Origin of the sequence: Mycolicibacterium gadium, from assembly GCF_010728925.1 — a bacterium.
Classification (GTDB): Bacteria; Actinomycetota; Actinomycetes; order Mycobacteriales; family Mycobacteriaceae; genus Mycobacterium; species Mycobacterium gadium.
Genome location: NZ_AP022608.1, coordinates 3,751,300 through 3,769,455 on the forward strand (window position 1 = coordinate 3,751,300; position 18,156 = coordinate 3,769,455).

Genomic DNA, 18,156 nt, shown 5'->3' on the forward strand with positions numbered 1-18,156 from the left:
CCTCCTTGATCCGCGAAAGCTACTGTGCGACGGCTGCGCTCTTGCCGGAGTAGTCAACCTGCCAGTGCTTGATGCCGTTCAGCCACCCCGACATCAACCGCTCGGGCTCCCCGATCGGCTTGAGATCGGGCATTGCGTCGGCCACTGCGTTGAAGATCAGGTTGATGGTCATGCGGGCCAGGTTCGCCCCGATGCAGTAGTGCGCACCGGTGCCGCCGAAGCCGACGTGCGGGTTCGGATCCCGAAGGATATTGAATTGATGAGGACCTTCGAAGACCTCGTCGTCGAAGTTGGCCGAGCGGTAGGACATCACCACACGCTCGCCCTTCTTGATCTTCACGCCCGCGAGCTCGGTGTCCTCGAGCGCTGTGCGCTGGAAAGCGGATACCGGTGTGGCCCAGCGGATGATCTCGTCCGCCGCGGTGGCGGGGCGCTCCTTCTTGTACAGCTCCCACTGATCGGGATGCTGCGAGAACGCGATCATGCCGTGGGTGATCGAGTTGCGCGTGGTCTCGTTGCCCGCGACCGCGAGCATCACGACGAAGAAGCCGAACTCGTCGTCGGACAGCTTCTCGCCCTCGATGTCGGCCTCGATGAGCTTGGTGACGATGTCCTCGGTCGGGTTCTTGGCCCTCTCCTCGGCCATCTTCATCGCGTATTGGATCAGCTCGAACGAGGAAATCGCCGGATCGACATCGGCGTACTCCGGGTCCTCACCGGCGGTCATCTCGTTGGACCAGCGGAACAGCTTGTCGCGGTCGTCCTGCGGTACACCGAGCAGTTCGGCGATCGCCTGCAGCGGCAGTTCGCACGAGACCTGTTCGACGAAGTCTCCTGAGCCCTCGGCCGCGGCGGTCTCGGCGATCTTCTGGGCACGCGCGCGCAGTTCGTCCTCGAGCCGACCGATCGCCCTTGGCGTGAAGCCGCGGGAGATGATCTTGCGCAGCCGGGTGTGCTGTGGCGCGTCCATGTTCAGCAGCACGGCCTTCTGCAGGTCGATGGCGTCGCGGGTCATGTCCTGCGGCCAGGTCGGGATGGCGCCGTCGGGCGAACTGCCAAAGATGTCGCTGCGCTTCGACACCTCTTTGACGTCGGCGTGCTTGGTGACAAGCCAGTAGCCCTTGTCTCCGAATCCGCCGGTTCCGCCCGGAACGTCCACCCAGTGGACGGGCTCCGAGGCCCGCAGCTCGGCGAGCTCCTCCACGGGTAGACGCTCGAGGTTCAGACTCGCGTCGAGGAAGTCGAAGTCTGCGGGAATGTTGTGGGGTGCCATGACCGTGCGCTCCTTTTCAACACAAATTGCAACGTGTTCTAGTGCCAGTAAAACATGCCTTCTCCGCAGATAAAAGGCAGGTCACCATCCTCGCTTGTCAGAGTAATGAAACGTGTTCTAGCCTGACGGAATGGGTAACCCTGTCATCGTTGAAGCCACTCGCAGCCCGATCGGTAAGCGGAACGGATGGCTATCCGGCCTACACGCCACCGAGTTGCTTGGCGCAACACAGAAGGCTCTAGTCGAAAAGGCCAGGCACGACTCTGGCTTTGAAATCGACATGGTCGAGCAGGTCATCGGCGGCTGCGTCACGCAGTTCGGCGAGCAGTCCAACAACATCACCCGGGTCAGCTGGCTGGTCGCCGGACTGCCCGAACACGTCGGCGCCATGACCGTGGACTGCCAGTGCGGCAGCGGCCAACAGGCCAACGGGTTGGTCGCGGGTCTGATCGCGGCCGGCGCCATCGACATCGGCATCGCCTGCGGCATCGAGGCGATGAGCCGCGTCGGCCTCGGCGCCAACGCCGGCCCCGACCGCGGCATCCTGCGCCCCGCCTCATGGGACATCGACCTGCCCGACCAGTTCACCGCCGCCGAGCGCATCGCGCAGCGCCGCGGTATCACCCGCGAGGACATCGACCAGTTCGGCTTCGACTCGCAGCGCAAGGCCGCCCAGGCCTGGGCGGAAGGACGCTTCGACCGCGAGATCAGCGGTATCGAAGCGCCGGTGCTCGACGAGAACAAGCAGCCGACCAGCGACCGTCACATCGTGACCAAGGACCAGGGCCTGCGGGAGACCACGCTGGAGGGTCTGAACTCGCTCAAGCCCGTGATCGAGGGCGGTATCCACACCGCAGGGACGTCGTCGCAGATCTCCGACGGCGCCGCCGCTGTGCTGTGGATGGACGAGGAGAAAGCCAAGGCGCTCGGCCTGAAGCCCCGCGCGCGGATCGTCAGCCAGGCGCTCGTCGGCGCCGAGCCGTACTACCACCTCGACGGCCCGGTGCAGTCGACGGCGAAGGTGCTCGAAAAGGCCGGGATGAAGATGGGCGACATCGACATCACCGAGATCAACGAGGCCTTCGCGTCGGTCGTGTTGTCGTGGGCGCGGGTGCACAACCCCGACATGGACAAGGTGAACGTCAACGGCGGCGCGATCGCGCTCGGCCATCCGGTCGGCAGCACCGGCAGCCGCCTGATCACCACCGCGTTGCACGAGCTGGAACGCACCGACAAGAGCACCGCGCTGATCACCATGTGCGCGGGCGGCGCACTGTCCACCGGAACGATCATCGAGCGGATCTGATGTCTGCGGCCCCATCGTCCACGGAAGCCCAGCGCATCGCGGCCGCCCAGGCGTACATCGACGCGCTGGTCTCTCACGACGCGGACAAGGTGCCGTTCGCGCCCGGGTGCACGCGTATCGAGGTGGGGCTCAAGACCGGGTTCTCGGGAGATCACCTGCGCCGCAGCCTGAATCGCGGGTTGCAGTACCGGGTGATCCAGGCGACGACCGTGCCCGAGTTCACCGTCGTCGACGGCAACACCATCCGGGCGAAGTTCGATCTCGTGACCAAGCCTTCGCTGTTGGGGCGCAAGGTCGGCGCGCACATCGACGAGACGTTCCAGATCCCGGCCGACGGCCTGATCCACCACATCCGCGCAGGGATCCGCCCGTTCCTCACCGAGTCCTAAGATCACCGCATGGCCAAATCGCGTCCCCGCTTCATGGATACGAAGGCTTCCGACACCTTCATCAAGTGGATGTCGAAGCTCAACACCTACATGTACCGGCGCAGCGGAGGTGAAGGCTTCGGCAGTGATTTCCAGGGCATCCCGGTGGCGCTGCTCACCACCATCGGTCGCAAGACCGGCGAGCCGCGGATCAGTCCGCTGTACTTCCACCGCGACGGCGACACCGTCGTCGTTGCCGCGTCCAAGGGCGGCAGCGACAAGCATCCGATGTGGTACCTGAACCTGAAGGCCAACCCGAAAGTCCAGGTGCAAATCAAGAAAGAGATCCTCGATCTCACCGCGCGCGACGCCACCGAGGAGGAACGTGCGAAGTACTGGCCGAGACTGGTCGAGATGTATCCGACGTACGAGGACTACAAATCCTGGACCAACCGGGTGATCCCGCTCGTCATCTGCGAACCGTCGTAACGACGATGAGCGAAAGCGCTACTGGCCCAGCCTGATCAAGATGTACCCGCCGTATCGGGGATATCGAGAGGCTGCCGATCGGGTGATTCCGATGGTCGTCTGCGAGCCATGACGACGTTCACCGCCGCGGCCACCGCCAACAGGCCCGCACCGACGGCGATCGTCACCGGGTTCAGATAGAGCAGCAGCGCGGACGCCGGTACGCACAGCACGCGCTCAGGCCAGCCCGCCCGCCGGATCATCCAGCCGCCGGTGACGACAGCCAGCGCGGCCACCGCCAGCGCGGCCACCGCGCCCGTCCACACCATGTCGACGAACGATCGCAGCCCGAGCAGACCTTCACCGTTGTCGGTCAAGACGAACGCGAATGGTACAAGGAATGCGGGCAGGGTGTACTTCCACGTCTGCATCATCGTGGGGATGACGCGACCGCCGGTGATCGCCGACGCCGCCACCGATGCCAGCGCCGTCGGCGGTGTCACTTCGGAGAGCACCGCGAAGTAGAAGACGAACATCGCCACCGCGGGCGCGGCGACACCGAGGTCCTGCAGCGCGGGCCCGACGATCACCCAGCTGATCACGAACGACGCGGTGACCGGCACCGCCAGCCCCAGCACCGAGACCGCCAACGCGGCGAATATCGCCGTGAAAATCAATACGACCGTTGGGTTTTCAGATATGACGCGGGCGGTGTTGACCAGGATGGAGTTCAGCTGCAGACCGAGTCCCGTGCGCGTGATCATCGCGGCGACAACGCCCGCAGCCGCGCACACCGCCGCCACCGAGAGCACCCCGCGCACCCCGGTGGCCAGCGCCCGGTAGAGCCGCACCGGGGTCAGCCGGTGTTCGCGGTCGAAATACGACAGCACGATCTGGACTGCGATGGCGTAGACGACCGCGCGCATCGCCGACACATCCAGCGCGAGGAACACAACGATCATCACCAGCGAGATCAGGTGGTAACCGAACCTGCCGAGCAGACGCCAGAACGACCCGGCGTCGACATCGACCTCGCGCGTGCCGTACCGCCGCGCGTCGATCTCGACGGCCAGCAGAATGCCCAGGTAGTACAGAATCGTCGGCACCACCGCCCAGACCAGGACGGTCAGGTACGGCACCCCGAGGTACTCGGCGATGATGAACGCCGCAGCACCGAGCGTCGGCGGCGACAGGATCGCACCGATGCCCGCGGCGGCCAGCATTCCGCCCGCGTTTTCGCGCGGATACCCGGCGCGGCGCAACACCGGCCACGTCACCGAACCCAAGCTGACCGTCGTCGCAGTCCCGGATCCGGACACACTGCCCATGAGGAACCCGGCCAGTGTCACCGTCCGTCCCGGGGCCGCCCGCGACCGGCGGAACGCGGCGAACGAAAGGTCGATGAAGAACTTGCTCGCACCGGACCCCTCGAGCACCGCGCCGTAGATGGTGAACAACACGATGTAGGTCGCCGCGACATCGAGTGGCACGCCGTACAGTCCCGTCGACTGCATGAACGACGCACTGACGATCTGCACCCAATCCACGCCGGCGTGGGCGATCGCCGCCCCCTGCGGCAGGTACCCGCCGTAGTAGGCGTAACCCAGAGCAAGCAGGCACACGATGGGCAGCGCCACACCAGTGGTCCGGCGGCACGCCTCCAGGACGAGTAGGACGACGATCGTTCCGACGACGACGTCGACCATCGCCGGCGTGCTCTGCCTGCTGAGGAACTCGTCGAATCCCCCTCCGCCGTCACCGATTTGGAACGGCAACACGGGGTACAGGCAGGCCACCAGCGCGGTCACCGCCAGCAGCCAGTCGAACCACGTCGGATTCTGCCGCGGCGCCTCGTCGGTGTTCTCCGACTTGTCCGTCCGGCGGCGCAACCGCACACCGGATCGGTAACACAACAGCGTGAGCGGAAGGACTGCCGCCAGGAACAGGATCAGCGAAACCTGATTGCCCTGCGCCAGCGGGAAGAACACCTGATACAGCGCGAACAGCCCGATCAGGACACAGCCCACGGTCACCAGGTGGTGTACCCAGCCGGTCAACTGCCGGGCCGGCTTCTCGTCCTCGTAGCCGGCCGACGCAGCCGCTTCGGTGGAGGTCAGTTCGCCGCGCCGAGGTCGTCGAGGGCGCGCTTGGCGCCGGGATGCAGCGGCACGGGCATGGTCTCGCGTGCGGTGTCCAGCGAGATGCCTTCGGCCGCCTTGTTGACCTTGACCAATTCGGGCTTGTGGTCGAACAGCGCCTTGGTCAGCACGCAGGCGGTGTCGCCGTCCATATCGTTCTTGACCAGAAGCAGATTGGGCACCAAGACGGTCGCGACGTCCGTGGGCGTCTGATAAGTGTCCGCCGGGATGACGCCCTCTTCGTAGATCGGGTTGATGTTCTGCAACTTCGGCAGCGTGTCGGTCACGTCGATGAACTTGACGTTGTCGCGCTGGCTGACGAACAGGTCGGTGATGCCGCCGGTCGGCAGCCCGCCCGACCAGAACATCGCATCGATCGAACCGTCTTTCATGCCTTCGACCGTCTTGCCGAGTTCGGTGCGCTGGGCCTGCACATCGGTCTTCGGGTCGAGACCGGCGGCCTCCAGCATGCGGTTGGCGATCACCTCGGTGCCCGAGTTCGGCGATCCGGTGGATACCCGCTTGCCACGCATGTCGAGGATCGAATTGATGCCTGCGTCGCTGCGGACGATCACCTGGGTGTAGTTGGGGTACAGCCGGCTCAGCGCGGCGATCGGCTGGTCGTCGTCGAACGCCGCCATGCCGTTGACCGCGTCGGCCGCGGTGTCGGCCAGCGAGAACGCCACCTGATGGGTGCCGGCCACGAGTTGCTGGATGTTCTGGAGCGAGGCCGACGTCTCGGCGGCGGTGGCCTTCAGCTTGCCGTCGGTCTGCTGATTGATGGCTTCGGCGTAGGCGCCGCCGAGGGCGTAGTACACCCCGGTGGTGTTGCCCGTCGCGATGCTCAGCCTGGCGTCGGACGTGACCTCACACGACGTCGGATCGGTCGCCGCCGCCCCGTTCTCGCCGCCACGTTGACCGCCACAACCGGCCACCACCAACAGGATTGCGCCGAGAACAACGCCGGCCGAGCCGGCTATCCGGGCAACGCCGCCCACTGCATAACCTCTCACCTCTCCATCATGGAAGGCGGCGCGCTATCGCACGGCGTTTCGGCGCAATCGGCGGCGATCAGGCCCCGTAGACCGGCACAGGCGGGCGCGCCTCGGCCAGCAGTTTGGCGACGACGGGACCGAGCTCCGCCGGATCCCAGCGCGCGCCCTTGTCGACCTGCGGGCCGTGGGCCCAGCCCTCGGCGACGCGGATGATGCCGCCCTCGACCTCGAACATCTTGCCGGTGACGTCCTTGGACTCGACACTGCCAAGCCAAACCACAAGTGGGGAAACGTTTTCCGGTGCCATCGCGTCGAAGTCCTTGTCCTGGGTGGACATCATCTCCGCGAACACCGTCTCGGTCATCCGGGTCCTGGCCGACGGCGCAATGGCGTTGACGGTGACTCCGTAGCGGCCCATCTCCGCGGACGCGACGAGCGTCATCGCCGCGATTCCCGCCTTGGCCGCACTGTAATTGGCTTGTCCCACACTGCCTTGCAGGCCGGCGCCGGAGCTGGTGTTGATGATGCGCGCGTCTACGGTGTGGCCCGCCTTCGACTGCGCGCGCCAGTAGGCGCCGGCATGGCGCATGGTCGCGAAGTGCCCCTTGAGGTGCACCGCGATGACGGCGTCGAACTCTTCCTCACTGGTGTTGGCGAACATCCGGTCGCGGACGATGCCGGCGTTGTTCACCAGTACGTCGAGCCCGCCGAACGAGTCGACGGCAGTCTTAATCAAGCCCTCGGCCTGCGCCCAGTCCGCGACATTGGCGCCGCTGGTCACGGCTTCGCCTCCGGCAGCGGTGATTTCGTCGACCACGCCCTGTGCGGCGCTACCGCCGCCCGCGGGCGAGCCGTCCAGCCCGACACCGATGTCGTTGACCACCACTCGCGCACCCTCGGCGGCGAACGCCAGCGCATGTGCGCGCCCAATGCCGCCGCCTGCACCCGTCACGATGACCACGCGGCCGTCGAGCAGTCCCATATCTCAAATCTCCTCGGTTGTTTGAAGAATGTGTCACTTGATGTCTGCAGAGGTGGTTGCCAGGTAGTGCGGAGGTTCGCCGCCACCGTGCACCTCGAGGGAGGCGCCGCTGATGTAGGACGCCGCGTCGGAGGCCAAGAACGCGGCGGCCCAGCCGACGTCGTCCGGTTTGGCGAGCCGTCCCAGCGGGACGTTTTTGGAGATGGCCGCGATGGAATCGGCGTCGCCGTAGAACAATTCGGACTGCTCGGTCTCCACCATCCCGACGACCACCGAGTTCACCCGCACCTTCGGCGCCCATTCGACGGCCAGCGTGGCGGTGATGCTCTCCATGCCCGCCTTGGCCGCGCCGTACGGTGCGGTTCCGGGCGTCGGCCTGCGCCCACTGACGCTGGCGATGTTGATGATCGAACCGCCCTGGGCCTGCTCCTGCATCACGGCGTTCGCGTGGATCGACACCGAAAGGGGTCCGAGCAGGTTGAGCTCGACGATCTTCGTGTTGAACTTCGCCGACGACTCCGCGGCCAGCACATAGGGCGATCCGCCCGCATTGTTGACGACGACGTCCAGGCGCCCGTGGCGACTCGTGATCGCGTCGATCAACGCCGCCACCGACTCGTCGTCGCGCACGTCGCAGCTGTGGAATTCGTACGGCGATCCGTCTACCGGCCTACGTGCACACGTCACCACGGTCGCACCTTGAGCGGCGAACACAGAGCTGATGCCGGCGCCGACGCCGCGTACTCCTCCGGTCACCAGGACGACCCTGTCATTGAGTCCGAGGACTATCTCTGGGCGGTCGGTCACTGTGCTAGCGTACCAAGCAAGTGCTTGCTTAGGTAGAGACCCCCAGAGTAACCGAGGTATCCGCATGACGATCACCACCAATACGGTCGAACCGGGCATCGTCTCGGTCACCGTGGACTATCCGAAGGTCAACGCGATTCCATCGCGCGGCTGGTTCGAACTCGGCGACGCGATCACCGCAGCCGGCCGCGACCGCAGCACCCACGTCGTGATCCTGCGCGCCGAGGGCCGCGGCTTCAACGCGGGTGTTGACATCAAGGAGATGCAGAACACCGAGGGCTTCACCGCGCTCATCGACGCCAACCGCGGTTGCTTTCACGCGTTCCGCGCCGTGTACGAGTGCGAGGTGCCCGTGGTCGCGGCGGTCAACGGCTTCTGCGTCGGCGGCGGCATCGGGCTGGTCGGCAATGCGGACGTCATCGTCGCGTCCGACGACGCGACCTTCGGCCTGCCCGAGGTCGAGCGCGGTGCCCTGGGTGCGGCGACGCACCTGTCGCGACTGGTGCCGCAGCACATGATGCGCCGACTGTTCTTCACCGCGGCCACCGTCGACGCCGCGACCCTGCACCACTTCGGTTCGGTGCACGAGGTCGTGCCGCGCGACGAGCTCGACGAGGCCGCATTGCGGGTGGCGCGCGACATCGCCGCCAAGGACACCCGCGTCATCCGCGCGGCCAAGGAAGCGCTGAACCTCATCGATGTGCAGAGGGTGAACTCGAGTTACCGCATGGAACAGGGCTTCACGTTCGAGCTCAACCTCGCAGGCGTGGCCGACGAGCACCGCGACGCGTTCGCGGGGACCGATAAGAGAGGCAAATGAGCGACAAGAGAACAACTTTGGACGAGGCCGTCTCGTCCATCGAGAGCGGCATGACCATCGGTATCGGCGGCTGGGGGTCGCGGCGCAAGCCGATGGCGTTCGTGCGCGCGCTGCTGCGCACCGACGTGAAGGACCTGACGGTCGTCACCTACGGCGGTCCCGACCTGGGTCTGCTGTGCTCGGCGGGCAAGGTCAAGCGCGTCTACTACGGCTTCGTGTCTTTGGACTCACCGCCGTTCTATGACCCGTGGTTCGCCAAGGCCCGCACCAGCGGCGCCATCGAGGCCCGCGAGATGGACGAGGGTATGGTGCGCTGCGGTCTGCAGGCCGCCGCACAGCGCCTGCCGTTCCTGCCGATCCGCGCCGGGCTGGGCAGCGACGTCCGCGCGTTCTGGGGCGACGAGCTGAAGACGGTGAAGTCGCCCTACCCCACCGGAGATGGCTTCGAGGAACTGATCGCCATGCCCGCGTTGAACCTCGACGCCGCATTGGTCCACCTGAATCTCGGTGATGCCCAGGGCAATGCCGCATACACCGGCATCGACCCGTATTTCGACGACCTGTTCCTGATGGCAGCGAAGAAGCGGCTGCTGTCCGTCGAGCGGGTGGTGCCGACGGAGGAGTTGGTCAAGGCGGTGCCCCCGCAGGCCCTGCTGATCAATCGGATGATGGTCGACACCGTGGTCGAGGCACCGGGCGGTGCTCACTTCACCACGGCCGAACCCGACTACCGCCGCGACGAGAAGTTCCAGCGGCACTACGCCGAGGCCGCGGGTTCCGACGAAACGTGGCAAGACTTCGTCACGACGTATCTGTCCGGCAGTGAGGCCGACTATCAGGCCGCCGTGCGGAAGTTTGGAGAGAGCCAGTGATGTCAGTGACCCGCGCCGAGGTGTGTGCCGTGGCGTGCGCCGAATTGTTCCGCGACGCAGGCGAGATCATGGTCAGCCCGATGGCGAACATGGTGTCGATCGGGGCCCGGCTGGCCCGCCTGACCTTCTCCCCCGACATACTGCTGACCGACGGGGAGGCCCGGCTGCTAGCCGATACCCCCGCGCTCGGTGCGGCTGGGGCGATCGAGGGCTGGATGCCGTTCGGCCGTGTCTTCGAGACGCTGGCCTGGGGTAGGCGCCATGTCGTCATGGGTGCCAATCAGGTTGACCGCTACGGCAATCAGAACCTGTCGGCGTTTGGCCCGCTGCAGCATCCAACCCGCCAGATGTTCGGCGTGCGCGGCGCCCCCGGGAACACCATCAACCATGCGACGAGCTACTGGGTGGGCAATCACTCCAAGCGGGTGTTCGGCGATTTCGTCGACGTGGTATCCGGAATCGGCTGGGACAAAGTTGATCCCGACAATCCCGCCTACCGGTTCGTCAACGTGTTCCGCGTGGTGTCCAACCTCGGCGTCTTCGATTTCAACGGACCCGACCACCAGATGCGCGCGCTGTCGCTGCACCCCGGCGTCGAGGCCGAGCAGGTCGCCGAGAACACCTCTTTCGAGGTGCACGGCCTCGAGGCGGCCGACACGACACGGCTGCCCACCGACGAGGAGCAGAAACTGATCCGCGAAGTCATTGATCCGAAGTCACTACGGGACAAGGAAATACGATAATGGTCAAGCTGCGCACTCCGCTGACCGAGCTGGTCGGCGTCGAGCATCCGGTGGTGCAGACCGGCATGGGCTGGGTGGCGGGTGCGCGGCTGGTGGCGGCGACCTCCAATGCCGGTGGACTCGGCATCCTGGCATCGGCGACCATGACGCTCGAGGAGCTGGCGACCGCCGTCACGAAAGTCAAGGCAACCACCGACAAGCCGTTCGGCATCAACATCAGGGCCGACGCCGGAGACGCGAACGAGCGAATCGACCTGCTGATTCGCGAAGGCGTGCGGGTGGCATCGTTCGCGCTGGCGCCCAAACCCGACCTGATCGCGAAGCTGAAAGACGCCGGAGTGGTGGTGATTCCGTCGGTCGGCCTCGCCAAGCACGCCAAGAAGGTGGCCGGGTGGGGTGCCGACGCGGTGATCGTCCAGGGCGGCGAGGGTGGCGGCCACACCGGGCCGATCGCCACCACGCTGCTGCTGCCCTCGGTGTTGAATGCGGTCGACATTCCCGTCGTCGCGGCGGGCGGATTCTTCGACGGCCGCGGGCTCGCCGCAGCGCTGTCCTACGGAGCGGCCGGCGTCGCGATGGGAACCCGGTTCCTGTTGACCTCCGATTCGACCGTGCCCGAAGCGGTCAAGCGGCGATACCTCGAGGCCGCATTGGACGGCACGGTCGTGTCGACCCGCGTCGACGGTATGCCGCATCGAGTGCTGCGCACCGGGCTCGTGGAGAAACTCGAGAGCGGTTCGCGCCTGCGTGGTTTTTCCGCCGCGATCCGCAACGCCCAGAAGTTCAAGAAGATGTCCGGCATGACATGGCGTTCGATGATCAGCGACGGCCTGGAGATGCGGCACGGTAAAGAACTCACCTGGTCGCAGGTCGTCATGGCGGCCAACACCCCGATGCTGCTGAAGGCCGGTTTGGTCGAGGGCAACACCGACGCGGGGGTGCTGGCTTCAGGCCAGGTGGCGGGCATCCTGAGCGACCTGCCGTCGTGCGCCGAACTGGTCGAATCAATCGTGGCCGATGCGGTCAAACACCTGCAGGCGGCTGCCGCGCTGGTCGAATAGCCATCTGAAGTCTGAAGCTTCATTTCTTCAAAATGAAGCTATAATCTTCATATGTCCGATATGAAGTACCAGACTTCATCAGGCGTACGCGCTGCGCTGATCGGAGACGTCGTCGGCTCACGTCACCTCGCCGATCGCGGCGCCGTTCACGTCGCGCTGAAAGACGCGTTGCGCGACGTCGGCGCGGGCGCGATCGATCCGCCGGCGTTCACGGTCGGCGACGAATTTCAGGGCAGCTACCGCAGCGTCGGCGCGGCGATCGACGCCGCACTGTCCATCAGGCTCGCCGTCGCAACCCACATCGATGTCCGATTCGGCATCGGCTGGGGCGCGGTGTCGGTGCTCGATCCCGAGCGCGGTATCCAGGACGGTCCGGGTTGGTGGGCGGCACGTGAAGCGATCGAGTGGACGGCCGCCGCGCAACGGCAACCCGGGCTGGCCTTGGTTCGCACGTCGTTCCGGGTCAACGGCGTTGACCGCGCAGACGCCGACGCCATCAACGCCGCCCTGCTGTGTCGGGACCATCTGCTTGGATCGCTGGACGACCGATCGGTACGGATAGTGAAGGGCCTGTTGACCAACCAGACGAAGAAGGACATCGCCGCCGCCGAGGGCATCAGCGCATCGGCGGTGTCCCAGCGCGCCGGGCGCGACGGCCTTGACTTGATCGTCGTCGCATCGCAATACCTGCGTGGTGTCCCGTGAGCGCGCTCGCGGTGATGCTGATCGCGATGGGCATCGCCGATCTGACGCGGCGGTTGACCGACCGGTCCTGGGTGCCGCCCGTCGTCGCGGTGGCTGTGGTGATTGCGTCAGCGGCGCTCGCGGGGCTGTGGCACCCCCGCGACATCGTGCTGCTGGAGATCGCCATCGCGGCGAGCGTCACGTGGGTCGTGCTGTGCGCGCGCTCCGAGCGAACCGGCGACAGCCAGCTGGCTCCGCTGGTTGTGTTCGCCACGGCGGTCGGTCTGCTGATTCTGTTGTCGGGCTTGGGGTCTGAAGCAGGCGGCCTGGTGCGGCGATGGTCGACGTGGGTCGACCTGCCAGGCATCGCAGACTTGGATCCCGACCGGATACTCATGGTCGTCGCGGTGGTACTCCTGCAAATCGTGACCGGTAACCAGTTGGTGCGGCTGGTCCTCGCCTCGGTCGGTGCGGTGAAGCCCGCCGGCCAACCGCAGGCATCGGATCGACTCAAGGGCGGTCGTCTGCTTGGCCCGATGGAACGGCTGCTGATTCTCGGGCTCGGACTGGCCGGTCAGCTCGCGGCCGCCACCGCGGTGGTCGCGGCCAAGAGCATCATCCGGTTCCCGGAAATCAATGCGCAGAAGGCCCGTGAGAACGGGCACATCGGGATCGATGACGTCACGGAGTACTTCTTGGTCGGCAGCTTCGCCAGCTGGATCGTGGCACTGGGCGGGCTGGTTCTCGCGCAGTGAACAGTAAGCCTTTCGATCCAGCCCAATCCGCGTCGCAGTTTCCTAAACTCGGCCCATGAAGACGAACGCCGCCATGCTGTGGGGACTCAACGAACCGTGGAGCGTCGAAGAGATCGATCTCGATGGTCCGCAGGAGGGCGAGGTTCTCGTCGCGTTCGAGGCCACCGGGTTGTGCCATTCCGACCACCACGTCCAGACCGGTGATCTGGCCGGCGTGACACTGCCGATGATCGGCGGACACGAGGGTGCCGGCGTCGTGCAGGAGGTCGGCCCCGGCGTGAAGGACCTGAAGCCGGGAGACCACGTGGTGGCGTCCTTCCTGCCCGCGTGTGGCCGCTGCCGCTGGTGTGCCAGCGGACACCAGAACCTGTGCGATATGGGCGCAATCATCCTGTTGGGCCTGCAGGCCGACGGCACGTACCGGCGCCGGGTAAAGGGCAAGGACGTCGGCGTGATGGTCGGCGTCGGAAGTTTTTCCGAACTGAGCACGGTGTCGGAGACCTCGTTGGTCAAGGTCGACGACGACCTGCCGCTGTCGCGCGCGTGCCTGCTGGGCTGCGGGGTGATGACGGGCTGGGGGTCAGCCGTCAACACCGCCGACGTGACCCCGGGTGACACCGTCGTGGTGATCGGGTGCGGCGGTATCGGCAGCGGTGCGATCCAGGGCGCCAGGCTGGCGGGTGCCGAGCACATCGTCGTCGTCGACATCGTGGAGTCCAAGCGCGACAAGGCATTCGAGTTCGGTGCCACCCACTTCGTGACGTCCATGCCGGAAGCGACGGAGTTGGTGGCCGAAATCACCCGCGGGGTGATGGCGGATTCCGCACTGCTGACCGTCGGCCTGCTCAAGGGCCCGATGATCAACGAGGCGATGGACATCGTCCGCAAGGGCGGCGCGGTGGTGATGACCGCCATCGCCTCGATGGCCGACGTGACGCCGACCCTCCCGATGGCGATGGTGACGCTGTACCAGAAGCGGCTGCTCGGCAGCCTTTACGGCGAGGCGAATCCCCGCGCGGACATTCCGCGGCTACTCAACCTCTACCGCGACGGCAAGCTACTGCTCGACGAGACGGTCACCGCGGAGTACAAGCTGGCCGACATCAACGAGGCCTACGACGACATGCTCGCCGGCCGCAACATCCGCGGTGTGATCGTCCACAACCACTAGAGCCTTTCGATGATCGTGACGTTGGCGGTGCCGCCGCCCTCGCACATCGTCTGCAGACCGTAGCGACCGCCGGTGCGCTCCAACGTGTTCAGCATCGTGGTGAACAGCTTGGCGCCCGTCGCACCGAGCGGGTGACCGAGCGCGATCGCGCCGCCGTTGGGGTTGACCTTCGCGTGGTCGACGTCGAGCTCCTTCATCCACGCCATCACGACGGGTGCGAACGCCTCGTTGATCTCGACGGTGTCGATGTCATCCATCGTCAGGCCGGTCTTCTTCAGCGCGTACTGGGTGGCGGGAATCGGCCCCGTCAGCATGAACACCGGGTCGGCCCCGCGGGCGCTGATGTGGTGGATGCGGGCGCGCGGCTTAAGATTATGAGCCTGAACTGCGTTCTCCGATGCGAGCAGCACCGCGCTCGCACCGTCCGAGATCTGGCTGGCCATCGCGGCGGTCAGCCGGCCGCCCTCGACAAGGGTCTTGAGGCCGGCCATCTTCTCCAGCGACGTGTCGCGTGGACCTTCGTCGATGGCGAAACCGTCGACGCCGATGATCTCGTTCTCGAAGTGTCCGGCCCGGATCGCCTCCTGCGCGCGCTGATGGCTGATCAGTGAGAACTCCTCCATCTCTTCACGCGAGAGGTTCCACTTCTCGGCGATCAGCTCCGAACCGCGGAACTGCGAGATCTCCTGGTCGCCGTAGCGGTGCAGCCAGCTCTTGGATTCGTTGGTCGGCGAGGTGAACCCGAACTGCTCGGCGACGGTCATGGCCGACGAGATCGGAATCTGGCTCATGTTCTGCATTCCGCCCGCCACGATCAGGTCGGCGGTGCCGGACATGATGGCCTGTGCGCCAAAGGAAATGGCCTGCTGGCTCGACCCGCACTGGCGGTCAACCGTGACGCCTGGCACCTCTTCGGGATATCCGGCGGCCAGCCATGACAGCCTGGCGATGTTGCCTGCCTGGGGTCCGATGGCGTCAACGCAGCCGGCGATGACGTCATCGACGGCGCCCGGGTCGACGTCGACGCGGTCGAACAGTCCGCGCCACCCGGCGGCGCCCAGATCGACGGGATGCACGCCGGACAGACCGCCGTTGCGCTTGCCCACTGCGGTGCGGACAGCTTCGATGACATATGCCTCAGCCATTACTCGACTCCTTCTTTGGTGATACCACCGAGAACTATGGATAGGTACTGTCGGCCGACCTCTTCGGCCGTGAGCGGTCCACCCGGCTGATACCAGCGGACCGAAACCCAGGTGGTGTCGCGGATGAACCGGTAGACCAGGTCGACGTCGATGTCGGGCCGGAAGTACCCGTCTTGGACGCCCTGGTCGAGCAGGTCCAGCCACATCTTGCGCTGCTCTTGATTGCGTTTCTCGACATAGGAGAACCGCTCCTGGCCCGCGAGCCGCTTGGCCTCGTCCTGGTAGATGACGACCTGCGCGTGCCGATGCTCGATCGCCTCGAACGACGCCATGAAAAGGCCCTTGAGCCGCTCCAGCGGATTGGGTTCCTCCGCGACGATCTGCTCGTACCGATCGAACAGCCAGTCCAGGAAACCACGCAGCACCTCGTCGACCATCTCCTCCTTCGACGAGAAGTGGTGGTAGAGACTGCCGGACAGGATTCCCGCCGAGTCGGCGATGTCGCGCACCGTCGTCGCCCGTAGCCCACGCTCGGCGAACATCGTCGCGGCGAGCTCGAGGAGCTCGTCGCGCCGTGTCTGTCCAGCGGGACTTTCGGTACTCATGCTCGTTGGCTCGACACCGAAATCACTTCTCCAGTCAGGTAACTGGAGTAGTCGCTGGCCAGGAACGCGATGGTGGCGGCGATCTCCCATGGCTCGGCAGCCCGGCCGAACGCCTCGCCCTCCGAGAGCCGGTCCAGCAGCTCTGAGCTGCTGACCTTCTCGAGGAACTTGTGCCGGGCAATGCTCGGTGACACCGCATTGATCCGAACGCCGTGCTCGACGGCTTCGATTGCGCTGCAGCGTGTCAGCGCCATCACGCCCGCCTTGGCGGCGGCATAGTGCGACTGGGAGTGTTGCGCCCGCCAGCCGAGGACGCTGGCGTTGTTGACGATCACACCGCCGTGGTCCGCGTCGCGGAAGTACCGCAGCGCGGCGCGCGTCGCACGCATCACCGACGTCAGGGTCACGTTGAGGACGCGGTCCCACTCCTCGTCGGTCATGTCGACAACGGGCGTCTCGCCGCCCAGCCCCGCGTTGTTGACCAGCACGTCCAGCCGCCCCATCCGAGCGGTGGTCGACGAGATCAGCGCGTCGACCTGCGCGGTGGACGTCACGTCGCACACGACGCTCTCGACGCGACCGAGGCCGAGTTCGAGGAGCTGGTCGCGGGTTTCACCGAGGCGCCGCTCGTGGTGGTCGGAGATCACGACGTCAGCCCCCTCGACCAGCGCGCGTCGTGCGACCGACGAGCCGATGCCGGTGCCTGCGGCTGCGGTCACCACCACGACCTTGTCCGTCAGAAGTCCGTGGCCCTCAATCTCTTTCGGCGCTTCGGCCAGAGTCATCCCTTTACCTCACGGGGTAGGCCGAGCACCCGCTCGGCAATGATGTTGCGCTGGATCTCATTGGAGCCGCCGTAGATCGTGTCCGCCCTGGAGAACAGGTACAGCCGCTGCCATTCGTCGAAGCCACCGTCGGTCAGCGTCAGGCCGTCGCGCCCCAGCACCTCCATCGCGATCTCGCCTAGCTCACGATGCCAGTTGGCCCACAACAGTTTCGAGACGTTGTCTTGACCGGGTTGCTCGACATCCATGGTCGCCAGCGCGTAGGACCGCATGGTGCGCAGACCGGCCCACGACCGAGTGAGCCGCTCGCGGATCAGCGGATCGTCGGCTGCGCCGTTGCGCTTGGCGAGCTCGGCGACGCCGGAGAGCTCACGGGCGTACTCGATCTGCTGGCCGAGCGTCGACACACCACGCTCGAACGTCAACAGTGCCATGGCGACTCGCCAACCATCGCCCGGCGTCCCAACCACCAGATCGGCCTCGGTGCGCGCGTCGTCGAAAAACACCTCGTTGAACTCAGAGTCCCCGGTCAACTGCACGATCGGCCGCACCACGACACCCGGCTGATCCAACGGCACCAGAAGGAAGGACAGACCGGCGTGACGCTTGGAACCCTTCTCGGTGCGGGCGACGACGAAGCACCACTGCGCCCAGTGCGCCAGCGATGTCCACACCTTCTGCCCGTTGATCACCCACTCGTCACCGACGAGCTCGGCAGTCGTCGACACGTTGGCCAGATCGCTGCCCGCGCCGGGTTCGGAGTAGCCCTGACACCACAGCTCGGTGACATCGAGAATCTTGGGCAGGAAGCGCTGCTGCTGCTCTGGGGTTCCGAACGCGATCACTGTCGGACCCAGCAGTTCCTCACCGAAGTGGTTCACCTTCGCGGGCGCGTTCGCGAGGGCGTACTCCTCGTAGAAAGCGACGCGGTGCGCAACGGTCAGGCCGCGGCCGCCGTGCTCCTCCGGCCAGCCGAGACATGTGTAGCCGGCGGCCGCGAGATGCTGGTTCCATGCGCGTCGTTCCTCGAACGCCTCATCCTCGCGACCCGGGCCTCCGAGGCCTTTGATCGCGGCGAATTCGCCGGTGAGATTCTCGGCGAGCCAGTCGCGGACCTCGGCCCTGAACTCCTGGACCTCTATCACCCCTGTAGGCTAACCTACCAAGCACTTGCTTTG

The 18,156-nt window shown here is 65.8% G+C and carries 19 protein-coding genes and 1 pseudogene; 11 read left to right on the plus strand and 9 right to left on the minus strand.

The window, feature by feature from the left end:
• Positions 1–19: 19 nt before the first annotated feature.
• The gene (locus G6N36_RS18510) at positions 20–1,273 is read right to left on the minus strand and encodes a cytochrome P450 (protein ID WP_163688372.1); all 1,254 of its coding nucleotides are present in this window, start codon (positions 1,271–1,273) and stop codon (positions 20–22) included.
• Between the two features lie 130 nt (positions 1,274–1,403).
• Here G6N36_RS18510 and G6N36_RS18515 point away from each other — a divergent pair, with 130 nt between their 5' ends.
• From G6N36_RS18515 to G6N36_RS30135, 4 genes are read left to right on the plus strand one after another with little or no spacing between them, the layout of a single operon-like run.
• The gene (locus G6N36_RS18515) at positions 1,404–2,579 is read left to right on the plus strand and encodes a steroid 3-ketoacyl-CoA thiolase (protein WP_163688373.1); all 1,176 of its coding nucleotides are present in this window, start codon (positions 1,404–1,406) and stop codon (positions 2,577–2,579) included.
• Entirely contained in the window at positions 2,579–2,968 is a 390-nt protein-coding gene (locus tag G6N36_RS18520; protein ID WP_163688374.1) for a DUF8021 domain-containing protein, read from the plus strand. Before G6N36_RS18515 ends, G6N36_RS18520 begins: the two co-directional genes overlap by 1 nt.
• A 9-nt stretch (positions 2,969–2,977) precedes the next feature.
• Complete coding sequence (locus G6N36_RS18525) at positions 2,978–3,436, plus strand: nitroreductase family deazaflavin-dependent oxidoreductase (RefSeq protein WP_163688375.1); 459 nt, start codon at positions 2,978–2,980, stop codon at positions 3,434–3,436.
• A gap of 40 nt (positions 3,437–3,476) precedes the next feature.
• Positions 3,477–3,548 (plus strand): hypothetical protein, encoded by a 72-nt coding sequence (locus tag G6N36_RS30135; RefSeq protein ID WP_264001558.1) that lies wholly within the window; start codon positions 3,477–3,479, stop codon positions 3,546–3,548.
• On the opposite strand, the pseudogene G6N36_RS18530 reads toward G6N36_RS30135, so the two are convergent.
• From G6N36_RS18530 to G6N36_RS18545, 4 genes and pseudogenes are all read right to left on the minus strand, one after another.
• Positions 3,520–5,472: pseudogene (locus G6N36_RS18530) on the minus strand (TRAP transporter permease); the annotation flags it as partial. The gene G6N36_RS30135 and the pseudogene G6N36_RS18530 sit on opposite strands and share 29 nt — an antisense overlap.
• A 56-nt stretch (positions 5,473–5,528) precedes the next feature.
• Positions 5,529–6,551: a TAXI family TRAP transporter solute-binding subunit gene (locus G6N36_RS18535; RefSeq protein WP_235690099.1), complete on the minus strand. Its 1,023-nt coding sequence runs from the start codon at positions 6,549–6,551 to the stop codon at positions 5,529–5,531.
• Between the two features lie 73 nt (positions 6,552–6,624).
• Positions 6,625–7,530, minus strand: coding sequence for an SDR family oxidoreductase (locus G6N36_RS18540; protein WP_163688376.1), 906 nt, complete (start codon positions 7,528–7,530; stop codon positions 6,625–6,627).
• A gap of 33 nt (positions 7,531–7,563) precedes the next feature.
• On the minus strand, positions 7,564–8,337 hold the full coding sequence (locus G6N36_RS18545; RefSeq protein ID WP_163688377.1) for an SDR family oxidoreductase: 774 nt from the start codon (positions 8,335–8,337) through the stop codon (positions 7,564–7,566).
• Positions 8,338–8,401: 64 nt separating this feature from the next.
• Here G6N36_RS18545 and echA20 point away from each other — a divergent pair, with 64 nt between their 5' ends.
• From echA20 to G6N36_RS18580, 7 genes are read left to right on the plus strand one after another with little or no spacing between them, the layout of a single operon-like run.
• Positions 8,402–9,157, plus strand: coding sequence for a (7aS)-7a-methyl-1,5-dioxo-2,3,5,6,7,7a-hexahydro-1H-indene-carboxyl-CoA hydrolase (echA20, locus tag G6N36_RS18550; protein ID WP_163688378.1), 756 nt, complete (start codon positions 8,402–8,404; stop codon positions 9,155–9,157).
• The gene (gene ipdA / locus G6N36_RS18555; protein WP_163688379.1) at positions 9,154–10,029 is read left to right on the plus strand and encodes a cholesterol ring-cleaving hydrolase subunit IpdA; all 876 of its coding nucleotides are present in this window, start codon (positions 9,154–9,156) and stop codon (positions 10,027–10,029) included. The genes echA20 and ipdA overlap by 4 nt, the downstream gene beginning before the upstream one ends.
• Positions 10,029–10,772 carry a cholesterol ring-cleaving hydrolase subunit IpdB gene (ipdB, locus tag G6N36_RS18560; RefSeq protein ID WP_276067718.1) on the plus strand — a complete coding sequence of 248 codons (744 nt, stop codon included), beginning with the start codon at positions 10,029–10,031 and terminating at the stop codon, positions 10,770–10,772. The genes ipdA and ipdB overlap by 1 nt, the downstream gene beginning before the upstream one ends.
• A complete protein-coding gene (gene ipdC / locus G6N36_RS18565) occupies positions 10,772–11,833 on the plus strand; it encodes a (3aS,4S,5R,7aS)-5-hydroxy-7a-methyl-1-oxo-octahydro-1H-indene-4-carboxyl-CoA dehydrogenase (protein WP_163688381.1) in 1,062 nt (353 codons plus the stop codon). Before ipdB ends, ipdC begins: the two co-directional genes overlap by 1 nt.
• Positions 11,834–11,884: 51 nt before the next feature.
• Positions 11,885–12,538 (plus strand): SatD family protein, encoded by a 654-nt coding sequence (locus G6N36_RS18570; protein ID WP_163688382.1) that lies wholly within the window; start codon positions 11,885–11,887, stop codon positions 12,536–12,538.
• A complete protein-coding gene (locus G6N36_RS18575) occupies positions 12,535–13,272 on the plus strand; it encodes a hypothetical protein (protein WP_163688383.1) in 738 nt (245 codons plus the stop codon). The genes G6N36_RS18570 and G6N36_RS18575 overlap by 4 nt, the downstream gene beginning before the upstream one ends.
• A gap of 55 nt (positions 13,273–13,327) precedes the next feature.
• Positions 13,328–14,443, plus strand: coding sequence for an NDMA-dependent alcohol dehydrogenase (locus G6N36_RS18580; protein ID WP_163688384.1), 1,116 nt, complete (start codon positions 13,328–13,330; stop codon positions 14,441–14,443).
• Here the strand turns inward: G6N36_RS18580 and fadA6 are convergent.
• From fadA6 to ipdE1, 4 genes are read right to left on the minus strand one after another with little or no spacing between them, the layout of a single operon-like run.
• Positions 14,440–15,588, minus strand: a complete 1,149-nt coding sequence (gene fadA6, locus G6N36_RS18585) for a steroid 3-ketoacyl-CoA thiolase FadA6 (RefSeq protein ID WP_163688385.1) — start codon at positions 15,586–15,588, stop codon at positions 14,440–14,442. The genes G6N36_RS18580 and fadA6 overlap by 4 nt on opposite strands.
• Positions 15,588–16,193 carry a TetR family transcriptional regulator KstR2 gene (gene kstR2, locus G6N36_RS18590; RefSeq protein WP_163688386.1) on the minus strand — a complete coding sequence of 202 codons (606 nt, stop codon included), beginning with the start codon at positions 16,191–16,193 and terminating at the stop codon, positions 15,588–15,590. Before kstR2 ends, fadA6 begins: the two co-directional genes overlap by 1 nt.
• Entirely contained in the window at positions 16,190–16,978 is a 789-nt protein-coding gene (ipdF, locus tag G6N36_RS18595; RefSeq protein WP_163688387.1) for a (5R,7aS)-5-hydroxy-7a-methyl-1-oxo-2,3,5,6,7,7a-hexahydro-1H-indene-carboxyl-CoA reductase, read from the minus strand. Before ipdF ends, kstR2 begins: the two co-directional genes overlap by 4 nt.
• A complete protein-coding gene (gene ipdE1 / locus G6N36_RS18600) occupies positions 16,975–18,123 on the minus strand; it encodes an acyl-CoA dehydrogenase IpdE1 (RefSeq protein WP_163688388.1) in 1,149 nt (382 codons plus the stop codon). Before ipdE1 ends, ipdF begins: the two co-directional genes overlap by 4 nt.
• Positions 18,124–18,156: the final 33 nt, after the last annotated feature.